General features: G+C 35.1%; 25 protein-coding genes and 2 pseudogenes. 25 read left to right on the forward strand and 2 right to left on the reverse strand.

What is annotated here, in order from left to right:
* Positions 1-40: 40 nt before the first annotated feature.
* The 4 genes and pseudogenes from BCELL_RS09220 to BCELL_RS09230 form a co-directional block, all read left to right on the forward strand.
* Positions 41-463 carry a YpbF family protein gene (locus BCELL_RS09220; protein WP_013488433.1) on the forward strand — a complete coding sequence of 141 codons (423 nt, stop codon included), beginning with the start codon at positions 41-43 and terminating at the stop codon, positions 461-463.
* Positions 464-553: 90 nt separating this feature from the next.
* The gene (locus tag BCELL_RS23180; RefSeq protein WP_013488434.1) at positions 554-688 is read left to right on the forward strand and encodes a hypothetical protein; all 135 of its coding nucleotides are present in this window, start codon (positions 554-556) and stop codon (positions 686-688) included.
* Between the two features lie 20 nt (positions 689-708).
* Positions 709-984 carry a hypothetical protein gene (locus BCELL_RS09225; RefSeq protein WP_013488435.1) on the forward strand — a complete coding sequence of 92 codons (276 nt, stop codon included), beginning with the start codon at positions 709-711 and terminating at the stop codon, positions 982-984.
* Between the two features lie 280 nt (positions 985-1,264).
* A pseudogene (locus tag BCELL_RS09230) lies at positions 1,265-1,576 on the forward strand (formate--tetrahydrofolate ligase); the annotation flags it as partial.
* Positions 1,577-1,640: 64 nt separating this feature from the next.
* On the opposite strand, the pseudogene BCELL_RS23325 reads toward BCELL_RS09230, so the two are convergent.
* Positions 1,641-1,709, reverse strand: a pseudogene (locus tag BCELL_RS23325) (formate--tetrahydrofolate ligase); the annotation flags it as partial.
* A 281-nt stretch (positions 1,710-1,990) separates the two neighbouring features.
* Between BCELL_RS23325 and BCELL_RS09235 the strand changes: the two are divergent.
* The 13 genes from BCELL_RS09235 to fni all read left to right on the forward strand — a co-directional run bounded on the left by BCELL_RS09235 (position 1,991) and on the right by fni (position 14,343).
* Positions 1,991-2,881, forward strand: a complete 891-nt coding sequence (locus tag BCELL_RS09235; protein ID WP_013488437.1) for a MerR family transcriptional regulator — start codon at positions 1,991-1,993, stop codon at positions 2,879-2,881.
* 123 nt (positions 2,882-3,004) lie between these two features.
* Positions 3,005-3,589 (forward strand): genetic competence negative regulator, encoded by a 585-nt coding sequence (locus BCELL_RS09240; RefSeq protein ID WP_013488439.1) that lies wholly within the window; start codon positions 3,005-3,007, stop codon positions 3,587-3,589.
* 230 nt (positions 3,590-3,819) lie between these two features.
* Complete coding sequence (locus BCELL_RS09245; protein ID WP_013488440.1) at positions 3,820-4,815, forward strand: YpdA family putative bacillithiol disulfide reductase; 996 nt, start codon at positions 3,820-3,822, stop codon at positions 4,813-4,815.
* A gap of 14 nt (positions 4,816-4,829) precedes the next feature.
* Positions 4,830-5,798 carry an asparaginase gene (locus BCELL_RS09250; protein WP_013488441.1) on the forward strand — a complete coding sequence of 323 codons (969 nt, stop codon included), beginning with the start codon at positions 4,830-4,832 and terminating at the stop codon, positions 5,796-5,798.
* A gap of 18 nt (positions 5,799-5,816) precedes the next feature.
* The gene (gene prsW / locus BCELL_RS09255) at positions 5,817-6,488 is read left to right on the forward strand and encodes a glutamic-type intramembrane protease PrsW (RefSeq protein WP_013488442.1); all 672 of its coding nucleotides are present in this window, start codon (positions 5,817-5,819) and stop codon (positions 6,486-6,488) included.
* A gap of 93 nt (positions 6,489-6,581) precedes the next feature.
* The gene (locus BCELL_RS22900) at positions 6,582-6,740 is read left to right on the forward strand and encodes a hypothetical protein (protein WP_013488443.1); all 159 of its coding nucleotides are present in this window, start codon (positions 6,582-6,584) and stop codon (positions 6,738-6,740) included.
* Between the two features lie 285 nt (positions 6,741-7,025).
* A complete protein-coding gene (sleB, locus tag BCELL_RS09260) occupies positions 7,026-8,144 on the forward strand; it encodes a spore cortex-lytic enzyme (RefSeq protein ID WP_013488444.1) in 1,119 nt (372 codons plus the stop codon).
* Between the two features lie 18 nt (positions 8,145-8,162).
* Entirely contained in the window at positions 8,163-9,506 is a 1,344-nt protein-coding gene (gene ypeB / locus BCELL_RS09265) for a germination protein YpeB (protein WP_013488445.1), read from the forward strand.
* Positions 9,507-9,693: 187 nt separating this feature from the next.
* Positions 9,694-10,350, forward strand: a complete 657-nt coding sequence (locus BCELL_RS09270) for a flagellar brake protein (RefSeq protein WP_013488446.1) — start codon at positions 9,694-9,696, stop codon at positions 10,348-10,350.
* Between the two features lie 107 nt (positions 10,351-10,457).
* A complete protein-coding gene (gene cmk, locus BCELL_RS09275; RefSeq protein ID WP_013488447.1) occupies positions 10,458-11,144 on the forward strand; it encodes a (d)CMP kinase in 687 nt (228 codons plus the stop codon).
* Positions 11,137-11,721, forward strand: a complete 585-nt coding sequence (locus tag BCELL_RS09280) for a lysophospholipid acyltransferase family protein (protein ID WP_013488448.1) — start codon at positions 11,137-11,139, stop codon at positions 11,719-11,721. The genes cmk and BCELL_RS09280 overlap by 8 nt, the downstream gene beginning before the upstream one ends.
* Positions 11,722-12,108: 387 nt before the next feature.
* Positions 12,109-13,257 (forward strand): 30S ribosomal protein S1, encoded by a 1,149-nt coding sequence (rpsA, locus tag BCELL_RS09285; RefSeq protein WP_013488449.1) that lies wholly within the window; start codon positions 12,109-12,111, stop codon positions 13,255-13,257.
* A 21-nt stretch (positions 13,258-13,278) separates the two neighbouring features.
* Positions 13,279-14,343: a type 2 isopentenyl-diphosphate Delta-isomerase gene (fni, locus tag BCELL_RS09290; protein WP_013488450.1), complete on the forward strand. Its 1,065-nt coding sequence runs from the start codon at positions 13,279-13,281 to the stop codon at positions 14,341-14,343.
* Positions 14,344-14,678: 335 nt separating this feature from the next.
* Here the strand turns inward: fni and BCELL_RS22110 are convergent, their stop codons facing one another.
* Entirely contained in the window at positions 14,679-14,810 is a 132-nt protein-coding gene (locus BCELL_RS22110) for a YpzI family protein (RefSeq protein ID WP_081457272.1), read from the reverse strand.
* 93 nt (positions 14,811-14,903) lie between these two features.
* Here BCELL_RS22110 and BCELL_RS09295 point away from each other — a divergent pair, with 93 nt between their 5' ends.
* The 8 genes from BCELL_RS09295 to spoIVA all read left to right on the forward strand — a co-directional run bounded on the left by BCELL_RS09295 (position 14,904) and on the right by spoIVA (position 22,189).
* Entirely contained in the window at positions 14,904-15,539 is a 636-nt protein-coding gene (locus tag BCELL_RS09295) for a YphA family membrane protein (protein WP_013488452.1), read from the forward strand.
* A 171-nt stretch (positions 15,540-15,710) separates the two neighbouring features.
* Positions 15,711-17,027 carry a ribosome biogenesis GTPase Der gene (gene der / locus BCELL_RS09300; protein ID WP_013488453.1) on the forward strand — a complete coding sequence of 439 codons (1,317 nt, stop codon included), beginning with the start codon at positions 15,711-15,713 and terminating at the stop codon, positions 17,025-17,027.
* Positions 17,028-17,044: 17 nt separating this feature from the next.
* Positions 17,045-17,647 carry a glycerol-3-phosphate 1-O-acyltransferase PlsY gene (gene plsY, locus BCELL_RS09305; RefSeq protein WP_013488454.1) on the forward strand — a complete coding sequence of 201 codons (603 nt, stop codon included), beginning with the start codon at positions 17,045-17,047 and terminating at the stop codon, positions 17,645-17,647.
* A gap of 20 nt (positions 17,648-17,667) precedes the next feature.
* Complete coding sequence (locus BCELL_RS09310) at positions 17,668-18,711, forward strand: NAD(P)H-dependent glycerol-3-phosphate dehydrogenase (RefSeq protein ID WP_013488455.1); 1,044 nt, start codon at positions 17,668-17,670, stop codon at positions 18,709-18,711.
* A 69-nt stretch (positions 18,712-18,780) separates the two neighbouring features.
* Positions 18,781-19,047 carry a stage VI sporulation protein F gene (locus BCELL_RS09315; protein WP_013488456.1) on the forward strand — a complete coding sequence of 89 codons (267 nt, stop codon included), beginning with the start codon at positions 18,781-18,783 and terminating at the stop codon, positions 19,045-19,047.
* Between the two features lie 405 nt (positions 19,048-19,452).
* A complete protein-coding gene (locus BCELL_RS09320) occupies positions 19,453-19,662 on the forward strand; it encodes a DUF2768 domain-containing protein (protein ID WP_013488457.1) in 210 nt (69 codons plus the stop codon).
* Positions 19,663-19,686: 24 nt separating this feature from the next.
* On the forward strand, positions 19,687-20,397 hold the full coding sequence (locus BCELL_RS09325) for a hypothetical protein (RefSeq protein ID WP_013488458.1): 711 nt from the start codon (positions 19,687-19,689) through the stop codon (positions 20,395-20,397).
* Between the two features lie 313 nt (positions 20,398-20,710).
* A complete protein-coding gene (gene spoIVA / locus BCELL_RS09330; protein WP_013488459.1) occupies positions 20,711-22,189 on the forward strand; it encodes a stage IV sporulation protein A in 1,479 nt (492 codons plus the stop codon).
* Positions 22,190-22,423 lie beyond the last annotated feature (234 nt).

Here is a 22,423-nt window from a genome sequence, read left to right on the forward strand (position 1 = left end):
TGCATATAATGTATTAATTCATTAGCAAGGGGGGCTACTTATGGGAGAAGTGAAAGAATATCATGAGGTGATAATAAAAGCATTAATTGAAGCAAAGGAAAAAGAAGAAATTGCTGAAAAAAAAATGATGAAATATGGCTCACTATTCCTTACTGTACTTTTAGCAGGATTTATATATATTGTCATTAAACTTACAACAGGGGAGGCAATCAGCTCGTATTTATCTTTTATATTAGCAGATCCGATTATACTTCTTTGGATTGTTGCAGTTTTCGTAGCTTTTTATTTTTTTGATGCGCGTTCTAAAAAGTATGAAAAAGCAGAGAAAGATTTTGATGCTCTAAAAGAGGATGTTATAGACAGATCATCTGATATTTGGAGTTCAAATGATTTAGAAATGAAAAGGATAGCGCAGTATCACGAATTAAAAAATAAGTATAATATTAACTTATATCACAAGTAAAAATATAGGAATATAGCTCATGACGAAAACACAATTTCACCCTTTACATATAATACAGTGATGCCAGTAACGATAAGAAAGGGTGAGAAAATGGTAAGTCCGGTAGAAAATGGTCATGATATCATCTTAACAATTATCGCGATAGTGCTAGCTTTATCTTTTATATTTGGGATAGCAAAGCGAGAATCGATTACTGGAAAAACAGGGTTAATTATATTGAATTAACACTTAAGTAGGTGTAATGGATGACTGGCCGTAATTATCGTAAAAATAAAAAACTATATGACAAATTGGAGGAGCTTGGTCCTGTTACTCCTCAGCAAGTCGCAGTTATCATCGGGTTAGTGACACGTGTGTTACGAGTACGAGCAGTTGTCCTTGATGTAGAACAAAACGTGGAAATTATTTTAGAAGGAAAATTACTAAAAAATAAAAACTTACAAAAATTAATGAATGAAATGAACGAAGAGAAGGTAGAAGAATGGATAGAAATGTTGCAAAAATTTCACCCTAAGCAATAGTAATTTTAAAAGGGTGTTAGCATAATCGTTTTAATCAAGAGGTTGACTTAGTAGGTTGATTTTACCTATTGAGCAACCTCTTTCTTATATCGATTTTTTACATGAAAAGTGGTCGTATTTTCGCACAAGTAGGAGCTAAAAGAATTGCTAATACTGTTAAGGAAGTGACATAATTTCTGCACCACTTCAACGAAAAGAACTGCTATACTGTCTAAGAATGTGCTTTTTACATAAGATAAACTGAGAATAGTAATAGAGTTACTGTTAAAGGAGTGTAAAAATGAACGAAGTAAAATCAGATATTGAAATTGCACAAGAAGCAAGTATGTTTCCCATCTCACAATTGGTAGAAAAACTCCAACTGTCGAATGAGGAATGGGAGCCTTACGGAAAATACAAAGCAAAAATATCTTTGGATGTACTAAAGCGCCTCGATAAAAAGAAGGATGGGAAAATTATATTAGTCACTTCCATAAACCCTACTAAAGCCGGGGAAGGAAAATCAACTGTAACAGTTGGGTTAGGACAAGCATTAAATAAAATTGGAGAAAATGCAATCATTGCATTGAGAGAGCCTTCGTTTTATTCAACGGAAGATGAGCCGATTACCGTTAGAGATTTAAATGCTGAGGGTGTATTAACGCTATTACTTAAGCAAGTATTGCAGCTAATGCATTATGCGCAGTTGTAATAGCATGTATGTCTCCTGTAAAATGGAGGTTAATAAACAATAAGTAAATTTGAGCAAGGAGTGTATTTTATATTGATTATTCTCCTTCTCTTTGCTTATCACATAGCTACTTTACTAGTTATTATTTTCGCTATTATCTATGCTATAATGGAAACAATTGACTATAAAAAAAAGTTACAGAAATATAAAAGAAATGAACCATCTTAATCTTTTATCCTCATCATTGATGTGATTGTAGTCATTTGATGTATCGCATCATGTCCGCATCATGATATAGCAATAAAAATTTCGATGATTGTGAAGTAGGTGTTTTATATGACGGTAGCAGATGGTAAATATAATATAAAGGCTGTCTCTAAGATGCTCTCCATTCAACCTGGAACATTAAGAGCATGGGAACGACGCTATAAAATTATTGAACCAAGAAGAAATAAAGCAGGACATAGATTATATACTGAACAGCAAGTTAGCATTTTAAAATGGCTGATCGATAAAGTAAACAGAGGCATCACTATTGGACAAGCTGTGGAATTGTATTTGGCTGAGGATTTTAAGGAGAACGAGAGTAATCTTGAAATCGATGATAAGGTCATCCAACTGCGTAACGATCTTTTAATTTCATTATTAGAGTTTGATGAACAGAAAAGTAATCAGCAACTTGATCAAATATTTGCAATGTTTTCTATAGAAAAGATTGTTATTAAGATATTAGGTGAATTGTTAATCGATGTTGGTGATAAGTGGGAAAGAGGGGAAATAACTGTAGCTCATGAGCATTTTGTTACAAGTTATTTAAGAACGAAAATTGGAATGGTGTTACATCAATTGCCAGTAAATCGTTACTTACCTAAAGTTCTGTGTGTATGTGGTCCAGGAGAACTTCACGAAATGGGGTTATTAATTTTTACACTCTATTTAAAAAGGAAAGGCTACGATACAGTATATTTAGGAAGTGGGATTCCGCAAGATGATTTATTCAATGTCGTAAGCGATGTACTTCCTAAAATGGTCGTATTATCTTGTACAATGGAAGAAAATATAGCTGCCACAATGGAATTGGCAAAGAAAATTGATAAATCATATTCTGATATTAAAGTGGGCATTGGCGGACAAGCTTTTAAAGGAGAAAAGGAAGTAAGCAATAAATATTACATCGGAGACTTTGATGATTGGGAGGGTTGGCTTCAAACGGAAAAAGGAATTTAAAACAGATTGTAGGCATTCGGTTGAACCAAAAACATGCTTCATACATAGTTTATCAATAAAGAAGTATCTCTTGCAAAGAGTATTCGAATTCCACCTTAATGGTACAATCGAGGAGGACCGACCATGCGCTTGGAGCGGTTAGCATCTGACAAAATAAAAATATTTTTAAGCTTTGATGATCTGTATGATAGAGGAATATCAAAAGACGAAATTTGGATGGATGTGCCTAAAGTGCACGATCTATTTAGGGATATGATAAATGAAGCAAGTGACGAACTAGGGTTTGATGCAGAAGGTCCAGTAATAGTTGAGGTCTTTGCGTTACCATCACAAGGTATGATTGTAATTGTTACGATCTCAGATGAAGAAAGTGATACGTTTGATGATTCCTTTATTGAATTACAAATTACTTTGGACGTAAATAACAATAATTTATTGTTCCGTTTTGAATGTATCGAAGATGTTATTCAGTTATCTAAAGAGTTAAACCGAATCGGTATTGCTGCTGGTAAATTATATCACTTTGAAGATGGTTATATTCTTTCATTCGATGAACGTGATGCACGACCGCTAGATGTTGATACTTTCGTATCAATGGTTTTAGAATTCGGCGATACCGCAACAGTTACAGCATACCGATTAGAAGAATACGGTAAAGTGATTATAAGGAACAACGCAATGAAGCAATTAAATAAATATTTCTCATAAAAACTCCATAATCTTGTTGGAGTTTTTTCTAAAAAGGAGGTGTCTGAAGGCTCGTTACCTTTAGGCAGCCTCTTTTTTACAGTTTAATATAACCACTTCTTGTTAGTGTAGTTGTTCATGGAGAAAAAGTATAAGCTTAGTCAGTGGATTTACAAGTACATAACAGATAAACTAGATAATGAAAAAGTATGATCACAATAAAAAGAGAGTTTCCTAAAGAGGTGTGTAATATGAATATGGAACAAGCAATAATTATAGGAGCAGGACCATGTGGTTTATCTGCAGCAATAGCATTAAATAATAAGGGAATTGATACTTTAATTATAGAAAAAGGGAATATCGTGAATGCACTTTATCATTATCCTACTCATCAACAATTCTTTAGTACTAGTGAGAAATTATCAATAGGGGATATTCCTTTTTATAGTACAGAAAGAAAACCTAAAAGAAATGAAGCGCTCGTTTATTATCGACAAGTAGTAAAAGAAAAGAGGTTGCGTATTCATTCTTTTGAAAAAGTAATTCACGTTGAGAAAGATGATCCCTCAACCTTTCATGTAACATCTGTTGATATTAATGGAACTGAAAAAAAATATGCTACCCGCTACTTGATCATTGCGACCGGTTATTATGACTCCCCTAATTATATGGGGGTAAAAGGTGAGACAAAGCCGCATGTGTATCATTATTTTAAAGAGGCTCACCCCTTTTTTGATCAAGATGTTGCTGTTATAGGTGGAAAAAACTCTGCTGTAGATGCCGCTTTAGAACTAGAAAAAGCTGGGGCGCGTGTTTCTGTGTATTATCGAGGCTCTGATTACTCAACAAGTGTAAAACCTTGGATATTACCAGAATTCACTTCATTAATAAAGCATGAAAAAATTGATATGTTTTTTAATACTACAATACACGAAATAAAGGAAAATACGATTATTATAAATCAGAACAATACTTTGAGTGAAAGGCCAGCAAACTTCGTTTTTGCTATGACTGGTTACCACCCTGATCATTCCTTTTTAAAAAAGATGGGAGTGAAGGTGGAAGGTAGTACTGGTCGTCCAATGTTTAATAATGAAACAATGGAAACTAATGTTGAAAATATTTATGTGGCTGGAGTTATTGCTGCTGGAAATAATGCAAATGAAATTTTTATAGAAAATGGTAGATTACATGGAGATCAAATTGCAAATGATATTGCAAATAAAGTGAATTCTAATAACGTGTAGCTGGAGGTGCATGTATGAAAAAGGTTGCTATTATTACTACAGGTGGCACTATCGCTAGTAAGCACAATGAAGAAGGACGTTTAAATTCTGGGGCAATGACAGGAGAAGAATTAAATGAAGTTTTAGATTTACCAAAAGATATCGATTTACATATTATTTCGATGATTCAAAAGCCAAGTATGCACTTAACTTTTGAGGACTTAGATAAAATTAGAGTGAAAATCAACGAATTATTCGAAACAAATAGTGTTGATGGCGTTGTTGTTACTCATGGGACTGATTCTTTGGAGGAAACTGCATATTACTTAGATTTAACAATCGACAATACTAATCCAATTGTCGTTACAGGTTCGCAACGTTCTCCTGAAGAACTTGGTAGTGATGCATTTATTAATTTACGCCATGCAATTTATTCAGCTTGTGATGAGCAATTACTCGATGTTGGAACTATCGTTGTTTTTAACGAACGTGTTTTCGCTGCACAGTATGTAAAGAAAGAACATGCTTCAAATATTCAAGGTTTTAATGCATTTGGATTTGGCTATTTAGGAATTATTGATAATGACAAATTGCATTTATATCAAAAGCCAATAAAAAAATGTAAATTGATTCCAGTTTCTGAATCATTTCCTAAAGTAGAAATCATAAAAGCCTACTTAGGAGCGGATGAGTTTTTTATTAATGCGTGTATGGAAGCAAATGTAGATGGTATAATTATTGAAGGCGTAGGTAGAGGACAAGTCTCACCGAAAATGATGCCTAAAATTCAAGAAGCAATTAAGAAAGGTATTAGGATAGTAATTACAACAGCAGCTGAGGAAGGGGCTGTATATACTACTTATGACTATTTGGGTAGTGCATACGACCTTTCTGAGTCAGGAGTTACATTAGGAAAAGACTATGATAGTAAAAAGGCTAGGATTAAGTTGATCTGTTTAATACGCGCGAATGAAGACATAAATAAAGTTTTCGATTACTATTAAGAAAGGTGAATAGCTAATATGCTTTCGCTTATTACAGTTGGAATCGCTCCTGCAATAGCGTTACTCTGTTTCTTCTATTTAAAGGATGATTTTGAGCAAGAACCTATTTATATGGTTATACGTTGTTTCTTGTTTGGTGCACTTCTTGTTTTTCCCATCATGTTTATCCAGTTTGTTTTACATGAAGAAGGGTTTGTGCAATCGGTTTTAATAGAAGCATTCATTCAATCTGCTTTAATTGAAGAATTTTTAAAGTGGTTTATCGTAGTACTCGTGGTGTACCACCATGTGAATTTTAATCAACGATACGATGGTATTGTTTACGCAACTGCAGTAGCTTTAGGCTTTGCTTCTGCTGAAAATATATTATATCTATTATCTAACGGTCTTGAAACTGCTTTTTTTCGAGCGATTTTCCCGGTAAGTAGTCATGCTTTATTTGGAGTAGTGATGGGCTATTACCTAGGAAGAGCAAAGTTTACACATAACAGTAATTTTATGTATCTTTTTTTCTCATTTTGTTATCCATTTCTTTTACATGGTTTATATAATTATATCATATTGACCCAAAATCATTGGGGTTATTTCCTCGTACCTTTTATGATATTTTTATGGGTTTTAGGGATGAGAAAGGTAAAAAAAGCCAATCAATATCAAGCTGATATTTTAAGGAAAAATATCGCAAGCTAATATTCAATACTTGAATATGGTAATATTATAATTAAATTGTAGAATGGAACAAGCCAATATTCGAGATAGTATTTTTAAAGGAGTGAAAGAAAGTTGCATACTCGATACAAAGTAACGATTCGATGTACAGAATGCGGTGAAAAGTTTATATTAAGGGGACGCCCGAATAGTGAGGGTGGATTTGACACAGGCTTTAAACGTTGTACGTGTGGAAACGAATCGACATTAGAGGTGGATGTAACTCCTGAATAGATAGATTTTCTACAAAAAATAATGAAGTATAAACATCATTCAAAAAGGGATGATGTTTTTTTATGTCACTTTGACCGGTACAGTTTTCTTCCTTATGAAGCAGGTGTTTTACTTCAAGTTAATGTATATAAAAAGCATACATGGTAATAGTATCAAAACACATGAAAATCCACGCCTTCCCTGTGATAGCTAGTTTTTTGTATAAAATCACCTCAATAGATAAAACTATCCATATTGAAAGGTTGAAGTGTGAAGAGGATAAAGCAAAATTGAGGAGGATGTCACATGTACAACAAGAAGATCAATAATAAGCAATTGTGCATCATGATCTCGCTAGTTTTTATTTGCATCACGCTTTTGTTAGCACCTCAACAAAGTGGTGCATTTTCAGAACAAATTATTCAAAGAGGAGCAACAGGTGATGATGTTGTAGAGTTACAAGCCCGGTTACAATACATTGGTTTTTATGAAGGAGATATTGATGGTGTATTTGGTTGGGGTACTTATTGGGCAGTAAGAAATTATCAACAGGAATTTGGTATGGAAGTTACAGGACTTGTCGGAGAAAACACAAAAGCTATGCTTGAAAGATCAACAGATTATGATAAAGAATGGGTACACAGAATGATTCGTGAAGGTAGGAAATTCACTTATTATGGAGGTACTCCAAAAGAAATTCAAAAAGGACCTAAAGGGAGTAGAGATGCTCAAAAAGGTTCTCAAGGAGAAAAACAAAAAGGAACAGGTGAAACAAAACAAGAGCCTAGTCAAGGTGGAGGACAAACACAACCTCCTCCTCAAGAGGAACAACCACAGCAACAAGAGCAGCAACCTCAGGAAGGTACTCAGCAACAACAAGACCAAGTACAGGAGCAGCAGCCAGCACAGGAAGGGCAACAGCCAGCCACTCCAGAAGGTGGAGGACAAACACCAGGTGAAGTACCACAACCTGAGCCGGAGCCAACACCAGAAACTCCTGCAGAGGAAGAGGTCATCCCACAAGATGATGATACAGATATTACTAGCGCTATTAATGTGCCAGAAGGCTTTTCAGATAATGACATTCAGTTAATGGCACAGGCTGTATATGGTGAAGCGAGAGGCGAACCATATGTAGGGCAAGTAGCAGTTGCTGCGGTCATTCTTAATAGAATACAAAGTCCAATATTCCCAAACACTGTTTCAGGCGTTATTTTTGAACCTCGTGCATTTACAGCAGTTGCAGATGGACAAATTTATATGACTCCTAATGAAACGGCTAGAAAAGCAGTAATAGATGCCATAAATGGGCAGGACCCATCAGGAAATGCATTATATTATTTTAACCCTGTAACAGCAACATCAGGGTGGATTTGGTCTAGACCACAAATAAAGCAAATTGGTAAACATATCTTTTGTAAATAAAGTTATGGAGGTGTTTATATGATACGGTCTGTACTAATAGGTATACTTGCAGTAGCCATTGTAGGAACAGGCTTTTGGGGATATAAGGAGCATCAAGAGAAGAATGCGATTTTAATAAAGTCAGAAAATAACTATCAGAGAGCTTTTCATGAATTGACTTACAATATCGACTTACTACATGACGAATTAGGTTCTACTCTGGCGATGAATTCTAGAGAAAGACTATCACCATCATTGGCTGAGGTGTGGCGAATAACCTCGGAAGCGCAAAATGACTTAGGGCAATTACCTTTAGCATTAATGCCTTTTAGTAAAACGGAAGAATATTTATACAAAATTGGTGAATTTTCCTATCGACACGCAATTCGTGACTTAAATCAAGATCCATTATCTGAAGATGAGTACGAGGCATTACAATCACTATATGAACAATCCGGGGAAATACAAAATGAAATGCGAAAGGTACAGTCAATGGTATTACGTGACAATTTAAGGTGGATGGACGTAGAAATGGCGTTAGCTTCAGAAGAAGAGCCATTAGACAATGCCATTGTAAATGGATTTCATATTATAAACGAGAAAGTCGATGGTTTTAGTGAAGTAAATTTTGGTGCAGACGCATCATCTTTATCCACTAATGATGAAGAAATTGCAGAAAAACTATCTGGTGATTCTATCGACGATCAAGAAGCTCTATTAGTAGCTCAGAAATTTCTTGATTTGTCTTCAGTAGATGGTGCTGAGGTAACAGAAACGGGAGAAGGGTTGGCATATGAAGCATATAGTTTAACCATCCCCGATGAAAAACACGGTACAAACATTACAATGGATATTACAAAAACTGGTGGACATCCTGTGTGGATGCTAAACGAAAGAGATGTAGATGTACAACAAATTAGCTTAAATGAAGGGTCAGAAAATGCAAAAGCCTTTTTAGAAGCTAATGGGTTTGATAATATGCAACTAGTTGATAGTAAGCAGTATGATAACATAGGGGTTTTTAACTTTACCGGGTTAATGGATAATGTAAGAGTATATTCAGATTCAGTTGTTTTAGAGGTAGCTCTTGATGAAGGCGACGTTATCGGATTTGAAGGAATTGCATACCTTGATCACAACTACAATAGAGATGACTTTTCTCAAGAGCTTTCGATTGAGGAAGCTGAGGAAAGGTTGAACCCTAATCTTGATGTAATGGAACATCATCTGGCAATAATTGAAAATGAATTAGGTGAAGAAGTTTTATGTCATGAGTTTTATGGTGTAATAAACAATGACACGTATAGAATTTTTATTAATGCTGAAGATGGTAAAGAGGAGCAAGTTGAAAAACTAGCAAATGCAGAAAAGATATATCGTTAAAAAAAAGAAGTGGGAGACTCAAAAGGTATATTTTTACCTATTGAGTCTCCCTTTACTTATAGTACACTCTCTCTTAAATACATGAATTCATTGAACTATAACGATAATATGATGGTATAATTAAACTGGTATTATTAACATGTAATAAGTTATGCGATTAAGTTGTAAGAGAGGTAGGTATATAACGTTGATTAAGGTAGGTACAACTATTTTTTTAGAATTGAATCCTGTAGAAGAGAATAAAAGATATAGAAGTAAAATCCTTGATTACGAAGATAATAAAATCTTCATTGATTTTCCAGTAGATGAGAATACTAAGAAACCGCATTTCTTTTTAGAAGGTACAGAATTTAGAGCTTGGTTCTTAGGTAAGGATGAAGCAATTTATTTATTCCATACGGAAGTAGTAGGTAAGATTGAAAGAAAAATGCCAATGCTCCTTTTAAAGGACCCTGGTATAGAAAATTATCGTAGAATTCAAAGAAGACAGTATGTAAGAATTGAATCTGCAGTTGATGTCGCTGTTCATCCTGTACAACAACATTTTGAACCATTTACAACTGTTACTTTAGATATTAGTGGAGGGGGAATGGCAATATTATTACCAGAAGCACATACATTACAACCGAATATCGAGATAACCGTTTGGTTGCCACTTCACTTTAAAGTAGGGGATATGGCGTATATAAAATGTAGCGCAAAAATTGTTAGGATTATTAAAGAATCTGGAAGAGAAAAAGCCTCTTTACAATTTAGTCAAATATCTGAAATTGAACGTCAGAAAATTGTACGTTTTTGCTTTGAAAAACAGTTGGCAATTAGAAAAAAGGAAACTAGCTTATAAAGTTATAGATCGTTCTAGCAGCTTGAGAAATAGACCGGAAATAGAAAAATATGATAAAATGAATCATATAATATGTAGTATATTTTATAGAAGAAAGGGTTTACAACATGGGAAAACGTATTAATATTGCAATTGATGGTCCAGCAGGGGCTGGGAAAAGCACTGTTGCGAAAATGGTTGCAGAAAAATTGTCTTTTATTTATATAGATACTGGTGCAATGTACCGCGCACTTACATACGAGGCGTTAAAGGAAAATGTTGAGATTAGTAATGGTGAAAAACTTATTGATCTGTTAAAAAAAACTTCAATTGAGCTAATAAATAAATCTGGTAAGCAGTTAATCATGTTAAACAACAATGATGTAACTGAAGAAATAAGATTGTCTGAAGTCACTAATAATGTCTCTTATGTTGCTAGACATGTTGAAGTTAGGGAAGAAATGGTACGTTTACAGCAGCAATTAGCTAAACATGGTGGTACGGTTATGGATGGTAGAGATATTGGAACCGCAGTGCTTCCAAGTGCCGAGATCAAAGTATTCTTAACTGCTACTGTTGACGAAAGGGCACGTAGAAGACATGAAGAACATCTTTCTAAAGGACAACCTTCTGATTTAGAGTTGTTAAAAAGTGAAATTAGTCAGAGAGATAAACTAGACTCAGAAAGAGCAGTTGCGCCACTTAAGAAGGCAGATGATGCAATTGAAATAGATTCTACCTTCTTGAGTATACCAGAAGTAGTTGGGAAAATTCTCACCATTGTATATGAAAAAGGGGATAAAAAAAGTGAGTAAATTGTATTCATTTGGTCAGTTTTTATGTCGTGTATTTTTTCGTATGTTTTTTCGTGTACGCGTCATAGGGAAAGAAAATATACCTGAACACGGCAGCGTACTTTTATGTAGTAACCATATTCATGAGCTCGATCCACCGTTTGTTGGAGCTTTTATAAAACGGCAAACGAGATATATGGCAAAGGCGGAGTTGTTTGAAAAGCCTATTTTAAAGTCACTTTTACCAAAGCTAGGAGCATTCCCGATACGTAGAGGGATGAGTGATCGCCAAGCATTAAGAACTGGCTTGAAATTATTGAGTGAGGAACAGATGATAGGTGTATTTCCAGAAGGAACAAGAAGTAAGACTGGTACTTTAGGAAAAGGATTAGCTGGTGTTGGTTTTTTTGCGTTAAGATCTAATGCACAAGTTGTTCCTTGTGCAATTATTGGAAATTATAAACTTTTCTCAAAAATTACAATAGTATATGGCAGTCCAGTCGATATGGAAACTCTAAGGGAACAACGTGCTACAGCAGAAGAAGCAACGGATAAAATAATGGAAGGGATTCAAGGTATACTTAACGAATATGTATAGATATAGATTACTTTACTTAGAGCAATAATATTTCTTTCTTTGCTATTCCCTTTTAGGGATTAAAATAAAGGCTTTGTTATAGGCTAAAGTTGATTTTCACGATAGGTACAAGGCTCCTGCAGGAATAGCTATGCTGAAGTTCCAGCAGGGTGGGGGATGGCGATGGCTTCGTACGTTGCATGGAGGGAAGTGAAACATTACCCGTTGCAACGAGCATATACTTCTTGAATACGCTCCGATATATCTCGACGGATGCAGCTTCAGATCGAAGCTGGAAAAGGAAGAGACAAGCGATCGTCCTGAAGCGAAAATCAACAACAAAGTACAACATAGCCAAAATAAAAAAGTAAAGATACCCGCGGATTGGGATATTGGGAGGTATTGTCAATGGTAGAAGAAATGAATAATGAAATGGCAGATGTTAAATCTTTTTCAGTTGGTGAAACCGTAATTGGTACGATTACGAAAGTAGAGGAAAAACAAGCGTTTGTCAACGTCGGATATAAAATGGATGGAATTATTCCAATTAGTGAGTTATCCAGTTTGCACGTTGAACAAGTAAGTGACGTACTAAGTGAAGGTGATGAAGTCGAGTTGCAAATTATTAAATCAACTGATGATGAACTAATACTGTCGAAAAAAGAAGTAATTGCAGAAAAAGCTTGGAATGAGTTAGAGCATAAACTATCTACTAGTGAGATTTTTGAAGCGGTGGTTGCGGATGTTGTAAAAGGAGGTCTCGTTGTAGATGTAGGGGTAAGGGGCTTTATTCCGGCATCATTAGTTGAACGCCACTTTGTAGAGGATTTTTCAGACTATAAAGGGAAAACACTTCGCTTAAAGGTCGTTGAGATGGACAAAGAAAAGAATAAATTAATTTTGTCACAACGTGCGGTTTTAGATGAAGAAGAAAACGAAAAGAAACGTAAAACGTTAACATCTATTCAAGTTGGTGATGTTCTTGAAGGGAAAGTCCAACGATTAACGGATTTCGGAGCTTTTGTTGATATAGGTGGCGTTGATGGATTAGTACATATTTCTCAGATGGCTCATCATCACGTTGATGCTCCATCAGAAGTTGTTAGTGAGGGCGACCAAATTAAAGTGAAAGTGCTAGGTGTAGACCCTGATAATGAACGAATTTCATTATCTATAAAAGATACATTACCTGGTCCTTGGGAACTCGTAAATATTAATCCAGGGGATGTAATAGAAGGGAAAGTGAAAAGGCTTGTTTCCTTCGGAGCCTTCGTTGAAGTAGCTGATGGTGTCGAGGGATTAGTTCATATTTCGCAAATTGCTAACCGCCATATTGGGACTCCTGGTGAAGTTTTAAAAGAAGGGGAAAACGTATCAGCAAAAGTCTTGGATGTAAACCTAGCTGATAAGCGTATTTCTTTAAGTATAAGAGCTATACAAGAAGAAGAAGAAGCAAAACAGGAAAATGAAGTAAAACAAGAGTATGAAAAGTTAGAAGATAACAGTGGATTCTCATTAGGTGATGTCATTGGAGATCAACTAAAAAAATATAAATAACATACTAAGGTGGTTATAAGCGTGAATCGTTCTCAAAGAAAAATTGAGCACTTGGATAATGCATTATTAACGGGACAATCTAGAGAATCTGGATTTGATGATATCCGCTTTATTCACCAAAGCCTACCAGATATTAATGTAGATGATATAAGCATACAATCTCTCATCGGCGAACTGAAATTTAGTTCGCCGATTTTTATCAATGCCATGACTGGTGGAGGCGGTAAACAAACAGAGCACATTAATGGTCAGTTAGCTAATGTTGCCAATGTTTTAAATATACCTATTGCTGTAGGATCACAAATGTCTGCTATAAAAGATGCTACAGAGGAAAATACGTATAAAATTGTTAGAAAAAACTATCAGAATGGCATTGTTTTTGCGAACCTTGGTAGTGAGGCTACATTAGAACAAGCAAAGATTGCTGTTAATATGATCGAAGCAAATGCAATTCAAATTCATTTAAATGTTATCCAAGAATTAGTGATGCCAGAGGGAGACCGTCATTTTAGAAATGCGCTAAATAGAATTGAGAGCATTTGTAACAACATTCATGTACCAGTTATTGTCAAAGAGGTTGGCTTTGGAATGAGTAGGGAGACTATTGATAAATTATACAATGTGGGAGTTTCCGTAGTCGATGTTGGTGGTTTTGGTGGAACTAATTTCTCACAAATAGAAAATGCACGAAGGTTACATAAGTATGACATATTCAATGATTGGGGGATACCTACAGCTGCTTCCATTGTTGAAGCTAAGCAAGCAAGACCAAGCGTGATGGTACTAGCAACTGGTGGCATTCAAACTAGTCTAGATATTGCTAAATCACTAGCATTAGGTGCTAGTGCAGTTGGGATGGCTGGTCAAGTACTTAAATGGATAACAGAATTTGATGAAGAGTATACAATAAAAAATTTAAACTTAATGCTAGATGAGTTGCGTTTAATCATGACAGCTGTAGGAGCAACTAATATAAATATGCTCCAACAAGTGCCTATTCTATTTCGAGGAGAGATGAGGAATTGGCTAATGGAAAGAAGAATTGATACAACTAAATTCGCCAATAGAAGTATTGTATCTTTATAAAATACTTACTATTTGAATGAATTTTATAACTCTCGTACTTTACGGGCCAATGGACTCAAAGCAAGATAAAAGTAGTACCTACCTAAATCTCGAATTAGTTGCGGCATAAGTGGATTATGAATTGGGTTCATTTGTATTTAAAAGAAATAATTCAGTGCCAATCTGGGTTATTTTTTTTGCTGGCTAAGTTAAATTTTGTTGTTGATTTTTACTTCAGGAGACTCCCTTGTCGCTTCCTCTTCCAGTTTCTTCTGAATCTGCATCCGTCGAGACATCTCGAAGCGGGCAGTAGAAACTGGTAGAGGAGGAAACGTTGATTCATCTTTAAAAAATAATTATCTTTGTCTTTTTCTTGCAGCATCAGCGCTTTCTAACTTTGTACTCCCTCCGTAACTCAACTTTTGGTCTCTATCCGACTCAACATGTCCTTGTTTTTGTAATTTCTTTTCTTGACGATCTTTTCCCATTTTCATTTTCTCTCCTTTTCTAAAAATTACGTATATTTTACCCAAATGTATGTCGATTATGTAAAGTATACACACTCAAAAGGAGGGAAAGTGATGGAAGGATTTTGGTTTTATTGGTCATTGTGGCTTATTATTATCGCTATATTCTTTTTTTATGTTAATAGCATATCGAGAACGAAATGGTTATTAGCTGCTTTTATTATCATGATAAGCGCTAATTTTACGCTATCATTATCAATGATTACAATTAAACTACCTATTATTGGTATTGGGCTACTTTCCTTTTCTTATATTGCAAGGTTAAAATTAAAAGATATGTTCTATACATACTTTGTTGTTACCTTAATATCAGGTCTCTTTCTTTTATTTCACTATTTTATTTATTTTGAGCCAGTATGGCTATATATTTCCCCTTTAATTTCAATTACAAGTTTAAGTATTATTGTCGTTATTTTATTTGTAAAAAATAACCTTAACCGATTGTCAATTGTTTGCTCAGGGTTTATTCAAGGGGAGGTTGTTTTGTTCTTGATGCTTTTGGAACAATCACATATTGCTGCTGCAAGTTATATATTAGGAGATTTCTTTTTTCTAGACGTTTTAGCAATCTCTATGATTAGTTTATTATGTTGGAATCGAATAGAGTACTATATGGGTGAACTAGGAAGTAAATGGAATACAAGTATGTTCGTGAAAAATCAAAAAAGTCATAGAAAAATAAATGCTTAAGGTTAATTATCCCAAAATTCAATTGTCGAAAACGAATGACGTTTGTTATAATGTTGTAGCTACAGATTTTTATTTATATGTGAGATTTATTGATAAAGTATGAATGTTAATCTATTTTACATACATAAACTAAGTAAAATAATGTGAAGAAATGAAAGTGAGGAATATATTGTGCCTAAGCCAGTATTAGCGATTGTAGGGAGACCAAACGTTGGTAAATCAACAATTTTTAATCGTATTGTAGGGGAACGAATTGCGATTGTTGAAGATAAACCAGGAGTAACTCGTGACCGAATTTATAGTTCAGCGGAATGGTTAAACAAAGAATTTAATATTATAGATACAGGTGGTATTGAAATTAATGACGAGCCTTTAATGGTTCAAATGCGTTACCAAGCAGAATTAGCTATTGAAGAAGCTGATGTTATATGCTTTATTGTAAATGGGAGAGAAGGGATAACTAGTGCAGATGAAGAGGTTGCACAAATATTATTCCGCTCAAAAAAACCAATAGTACTTGGTGTAAATAAAATGGACGATCCTTCGATGCATGACCGACTTTATGAATTTTATAGTCTAGGTATCGGTGATCCTAAGCCTATTTCAGGTTCACACGGAATAGGTTTAGGTGACTTATTAGATGAAGTGATAAAGCAATTTCCTAGTCAAACAGAAGATGTATATGATGAAGACACAATACGAATTAGCATTATAGGAAGACCGAACGTAGGGAAGTCCTCGCTAACTAACGCTATTTTAGGGGAAGAAAGGGTTATTGTTAGTGATATTCCAGGTACGACGAGAGATGCCATCGATACGCCATTTTCTAAAGATGGACAAGATTATGTCGTTATTGATACAGCTGGTATGAGAAAAAAAGGAAAAGTTTATGAGAGTACAGAGAAATATTCGGTATTAAGGGCATTAAGAGCAATTGAAAGATCAGATGTTGTATTAATGGTTATTAACGGGGAAGAAGGGATGATAGAACAGGATAAAAAGATTGCGGGATATGCTCATGAAGCTGGACGTGCAGTCATATTAGTAGTTAATAAATGGGATGTAGTTGAAAAAGATGATAAAACAATGTTGAACTTTGAGCAAAAACTACGTGAAGAGTTTTTATATTTGAGCTATGCACCAATCATTTTTTTATCTGCAAAAACAAAACGAAGAATGCAACACCTACTTCCATTAGTTAATGAGGTTAGCGAAAATCATAACCTTAGAGTACAGACGCATGTTTTAAATGATGTGATTGTTGATGCTGTAACAATGAATCCTGCTCCAACGGATAATGGTGGCAAAAGACTGCGCATAAATTATGCAACTCAAGTAGCTGTTGCCCCTCCTACATTTGTTCTATTTGTTAATGATCCAGAATTATTACACTTTTCTTATCGTCGCTTCTTAGAAAACAAAATACGAGAAACTTTTAACTTTAAAGGAACCCCTATTAGAATTATTGCTCGTAAGAAAAATGAATAAGAAAATGGAGGCTTCGTATGATTTCATTATTTATCATTGTTTTTTCATACTTGCTCGGGTCAATTAGTTTTAGTTATCTTATTGCAAAGAAAATAAAGCAAGTAGATATTCGTCAACATGGAAGTGGAAATGCTGGTGCAACAAACACGTTACGCCTATTAGGTATTGGCCCTGCAATTACTGTATTATTACTTGATTGTGCTAAGGGAATAGTAGCAGTTTATTTAGGTTTATATTTTAGCAATGGAGACATTGTTATTGCAGCAGCTTGCGGCCTTGCGGCAATTATTGGCCATAATTGGCCGATTTACTACGGTTTTCGTGGCGGGAAAGGTGTCGCTACAACGATTGGCGTTTTAGCGACACTTGTTTTCTTCCCAGCATTAATTTCTGGTATTATTGCAATTATTTCTATTATTATTACTCGTTTTGTATCCTTAGGTTCGTTATTATTTATTATTAATACAACATTAATAGCTATTATTTTTAGATCTAGCTTTCAAAACCCGAATACACTATCTCTATTTTTAATTGCAATTTGTATTTTGTCAGTTTGGCGTCATAGAGCTAATATTCAACGTTTATTTACTGGAACTGAGAACAAAATTGGAAAAAAATGAATAAAGAGGGGGGATAATATATGGCAAAAATTGCAGTTTTAGGTGCTGGTAGTTGGGGCACAGCTTTAGCGCTCGTGTTAGCAGACAACAAGCACGATGTACATATATGGGGGCGTTATGAAGAGCAAGTCAATGAAATTAATGTAAAGCATCAAAATAACGCATACTTACCTAATATAACCTTACCGAACAACCTTATTGCAAGTACGAGCATCGAAGCAGTTTTAGAAGGGGCTGAAGCGGTATTACTTGTCGTCCCTACAAAAGCGATGAGGGAAGTTTTACAAAGTGTAAAGCAAAACATAAAAAAACCAATGACGTTTATCCATGCAAGTAAGGGAATAGAACCAGGTACACACTTAAGAATTTCACAAATTATCGAAGAGGAGATCCCTTTTTCCCTTAGATCATCTGTTGTCGTTTTATCAGGACCAAGTCATGCTGAAGAAGTGAGTCTTCGTCAGCCAACTACAGTAACAACATCTTCAGAAGATATGGAAGCTGCATCTTATGTACAAGACTTATTTATGAATAAACATTTTCGTGTATATACAAACCCTGATTTAATAGGAGTTGAAATTGGTGGATCATTAAAAAACATTATCGCTCTAGGTGCTGGATTGACACATGGACTGGGCTTTGGTGATAATGCTAAAGCTGCTTTAATGACGAGGGGATTAACTGAAATAGCACGCTTAGGAGTAAAGCTGGGGGCAAATCCCTTAACCTTTGCGGGCCTTTCAGGATTGGGCGATCTCATTGTTACGTGTACTAGCGTTCATAGTCGTAATTGGCGAGCAGGTAATATGTTAGGCAAAGGTGAAAACTTGCAAAATGTACTAGACGAAATGGGAATGGTTGTAGAAGGCATTCGTACAACGAAGGCAGCATACGAAATATCTAACGAACTTAACGTTGACATGCCAATTACGAGAGGAATTTATGATGTGTTGTTCCATAATAAATCTCCAGAGGAAGCTGTCTCTGAGCTAATGGGAAGGGTTAAGAAAAAAGAAGTAGAAGATCTTAAATTAGATAACATAATTTTTATGGATAAAAAATAATAATTATTGTTCACATAGGTCGCCTCTATGCATATGATATCTTGACATCTGCATGAGGAGGGCTTCATTTTGGACGAGAAAAAGAATCCTTTATTCGATCAGTTACAAGAGAAGACAAATGTTAATCAGCAGGACTTATTTAACTTAGCGAATTCTGTAAGTAATACCGATTTGAGTAAAGAAGAAAATATCCGTCAACTAATCCATCAAGTCTCCCAACTGGCAAACGTTCCAGTTTCAAAAGAGAAGGAAGATGAGTTAGTAAAAGCAATTTCTAACAAGGACGTACCTATGGACTTTGCTAGCTTAGCCAAACTATTTCAACAGAAGAAGTAGGGTAAGTTAATATTTATCATCAATCTCCTTTTCTCAAGCATAAAATATAATGTAAGAAAATATTAAGGGCTGTGAAGAGGTTGTATTTAGTATGTCAAGGATTGGAGAATCTGCCCCTTTTCTTCAATCAGTAAAAGAAAAATGGCGTTTGAATAGAGGTTTCCTATTAGCTAGTAAAAGTTCAGCAATAGGTTAATCTCACAGCTGAGGGAGGCTCAAAGGTTTATTATTACCTATTGAGTCTCCCTTTTCTTGTCAAGAGGAGCACACATCTTTACTTTTAATCAAGGTGTCAACATTATTCCACCTCATATGAGAAAAGCTATGTTATAGCGTTTTCTTATGCAAACCCATCTTGTCTATGCTATAATTATTCGGGTATTTACCAAAATAGGTTGTAGTGGGGTGAAAGAATTGACTACTGATCCATTAACGAATATGTGGATATCTTTTTTTGCAATGGGGTTAATGTTTATTTCCGTAATTGTTACAATTATTACGAAGGAAAAAGCTAAAGGTATACTGCGCTACATTTTATTAACCTTTAGTTTTATATGTTTAGTAGTTGCAGGAATTATCGTATTTTTTACTGTTTTCGCAGGACCGACTGAATAATATTTGCTTTAAGGTGGATAAGCTATGAGATCTATTATGTTGTTTATATTATCGTTTAGTATTTTCATATTGCTATCAGGGTGCTTATATCCGGATGAACGACGACCAGAAAACCAAGTTCCATATGAGGATCAAATACAATCTGTGCAATCTGCTGTAATTCAATTTAGACAGGATCACGGTAGGTTACCTATTATCGAACGTGAGAACACTGATGTTTTCCGAAAATATCAAGTCAATTTCGCACCGCTTATACCAAACTATTTGCAATCTCCTCCTGGAAATTCTTTTGAGAGTGGTGGGGTTTTTCAGTATGTGTTAATTAATATTGAAGAGATGCCTGAAGTAAAACTCATTCACTTACCAATGATAAGGGAAATCCAAGAATTTCAACAAAGGGTAGATATGTATCGTAGGGAGAATCAATACGCTCCTGTAGATCAAATTGTAGGAAAAGAACTTTTGAGACTAGATTACGAGGAGTTAAATTATAGTGAACAACCTACAGTAGATAGTCCATATCATCCAGATCATCGCTTGCCTTTGTTATTACAAAACGATGGTACAGTTATCATTGACTATACGATAGATATATTATATTTTATCGAAGAACATGGTTTAGATGAATTTGATGAAGGTGATGACTTAAGGTGGTTATTAGTGAAGCATGCACCATTTGTACCAGTGTACTCTCGTCCGATGACTTTAATAGACGGTGAAATAGTTTTTAATTAAATAAATAACTTTTTAGTATTGATGTTCTAAAAGGTCTCCCCTCTCAATATACATACAAGAGAAAGGGAGGCTTTTTCTATTTTTTACACTAAATCCCCCTTTTTATAACTGCTGCAAGACAGTTTTAGAGGATGTGGTAATAGGGTTGCAATAGTAGAACTAGCAAAAGTACCTAGCTTGATTAGTTAAATACAAGGGATTCTATGAATACCTTGTCATAATTAATGGACAATATCATAAATATATACTGTCTTTCCAAACGTAAAAGATGCTCAAGGAGAATCTATTTTGAATATGACCGGGAGGGGATTTTGTGGAAAAAATTGATATTTTTAAAGATATTGCCGAGCGAACAGGTGGTGATATTTATTTAGGAGTAGTAGGGTCTGTTCGAACTGGTAAGTCAACATTCATTAAGAAGTTTATGGAGCTTGCAGTAATTCCAAACATTGAAAGTGAAGCTGATCGAGCAAGAGCGCAAGATGAACTACCTCAAAGTGCAGCTGGTAAGCAGATCATGACAACAGAACCAAAATTCGTACCGAATCAGGCTGTATCGATCCATGTGGATGAAGGGTTGGATGTAAATGTTCGCGTTGTTGATAGTGTAGGTTATGCTGTTCCAGGGGCAAGGGGTTATGAGGATGAAAATGGACCAAGAATGATCAATACACCTTGGTACGAAGACCCAATTCCTTTTCATGAAGCAGCTGAAATTGGCACACGTAAAGTGATTCAGGAACATTCCACTTTAGGGGTAGTTATCACTACAGATGGTTCTATAGGGGAAATTGAAAGGGAAGATTACGTTGAATCAGAGGAAAGAGTAATAGAAGAGTTAAAAGAAGTTGGAAAGCCTTTTATTGTTATTGTCAACAGTGTTCATCCTCAACACCCTGATACGGAAGAACTTAGAAACGATCTTGTTGAAAAGCATGATGTTCCAGTATTAGCTCTTAACATCGAAGGTATGGGTGAGCAAGAAATAAATATGGTGCTTAAAGAGGTATTGTATGAGTTCCCTGTTCATGAAGTTAACGTAAACCTCCCTAGCTGGGTAATGGTATTAAAAGAGGATCACTGGTTAAGAGATAATTATGAAGTGGCAGTTCGTGATACTGTAAAGGACATAAAACGTTTACGTGACGTTGATAGAGTAGTTGGTCATTTCTTCGAGTACGAATTTATAGAACAAGCACAATTAGCTGGGATAGAAATGGGTCAAGGTGTTGCAGAGATAGATTTGCATGCACCAGATGACTTATATGATCAAATTTTAAAAGAGGTAGTAGGTGTAGAAATAAGAGGTAAAGATCATCTTTTAGAGTTGATGCAAGACTTTGCATTTGCAAAAGCAGAATACGATCAAGTGGCAGATGCACTTAAAATGGTAAAACAAACTGGGTACGGAATTGCAGCTCCATCTGTTACAGATATGAGTTTAGATGAACCAGAAATTATTAGACAAGGTTCTAGGTTTGGAGTTCGCTTGAAGGCTGTAGCACCTTCTATTCATATGATAAAGGTTGATGTAGAGTCAGAGTTTGCACCAATTATAGGTACAGAGAAACAAAGTGAAGAGCTTGTTAGGTACTTAATGCAAGACTTTGAGGAAAATCCACTTTCCATATGGAATTCAGATATCTTTGGTCGCTCTTTAAACTCTATTGTTAGAGAAGGGATTTCTGCAAAATTATCGTTGATGCCAGAAAATGCAAGGTATAAATTAAAAGAAACGCTTGAGCGAATTATTAACGAGGGCTCTGGTGGATTAATAGCAATCATATTATAAGTTCTCCGTCTGGAGAGCTTTTTTTTTGGGGGAAAATGTATTTTCTTTGTACTACGAGACACTTATCACCATGCTGACATACTTGACTAAAAAAGTGATAAGCACATTTTAATGGTATTTTTTGGTAAAAACAAGTGTTACATATACCAAAAAAGGTAAAAAAGTTATAAAAATACAAGGAATTCCGCAAAAATTGTTGAATTATTTCCTTTTATCGTTTAAGATAAGCCTTGT

The organism is Evansella cellulosilytica DSM 2522, from assembly GCF_000177235.2.
Lineage (GTDB): Bacteria > Bacillota > Bacilli > Bacillales > Salisediminibacteriaceae > Evansella > Evansella cellulosilytica.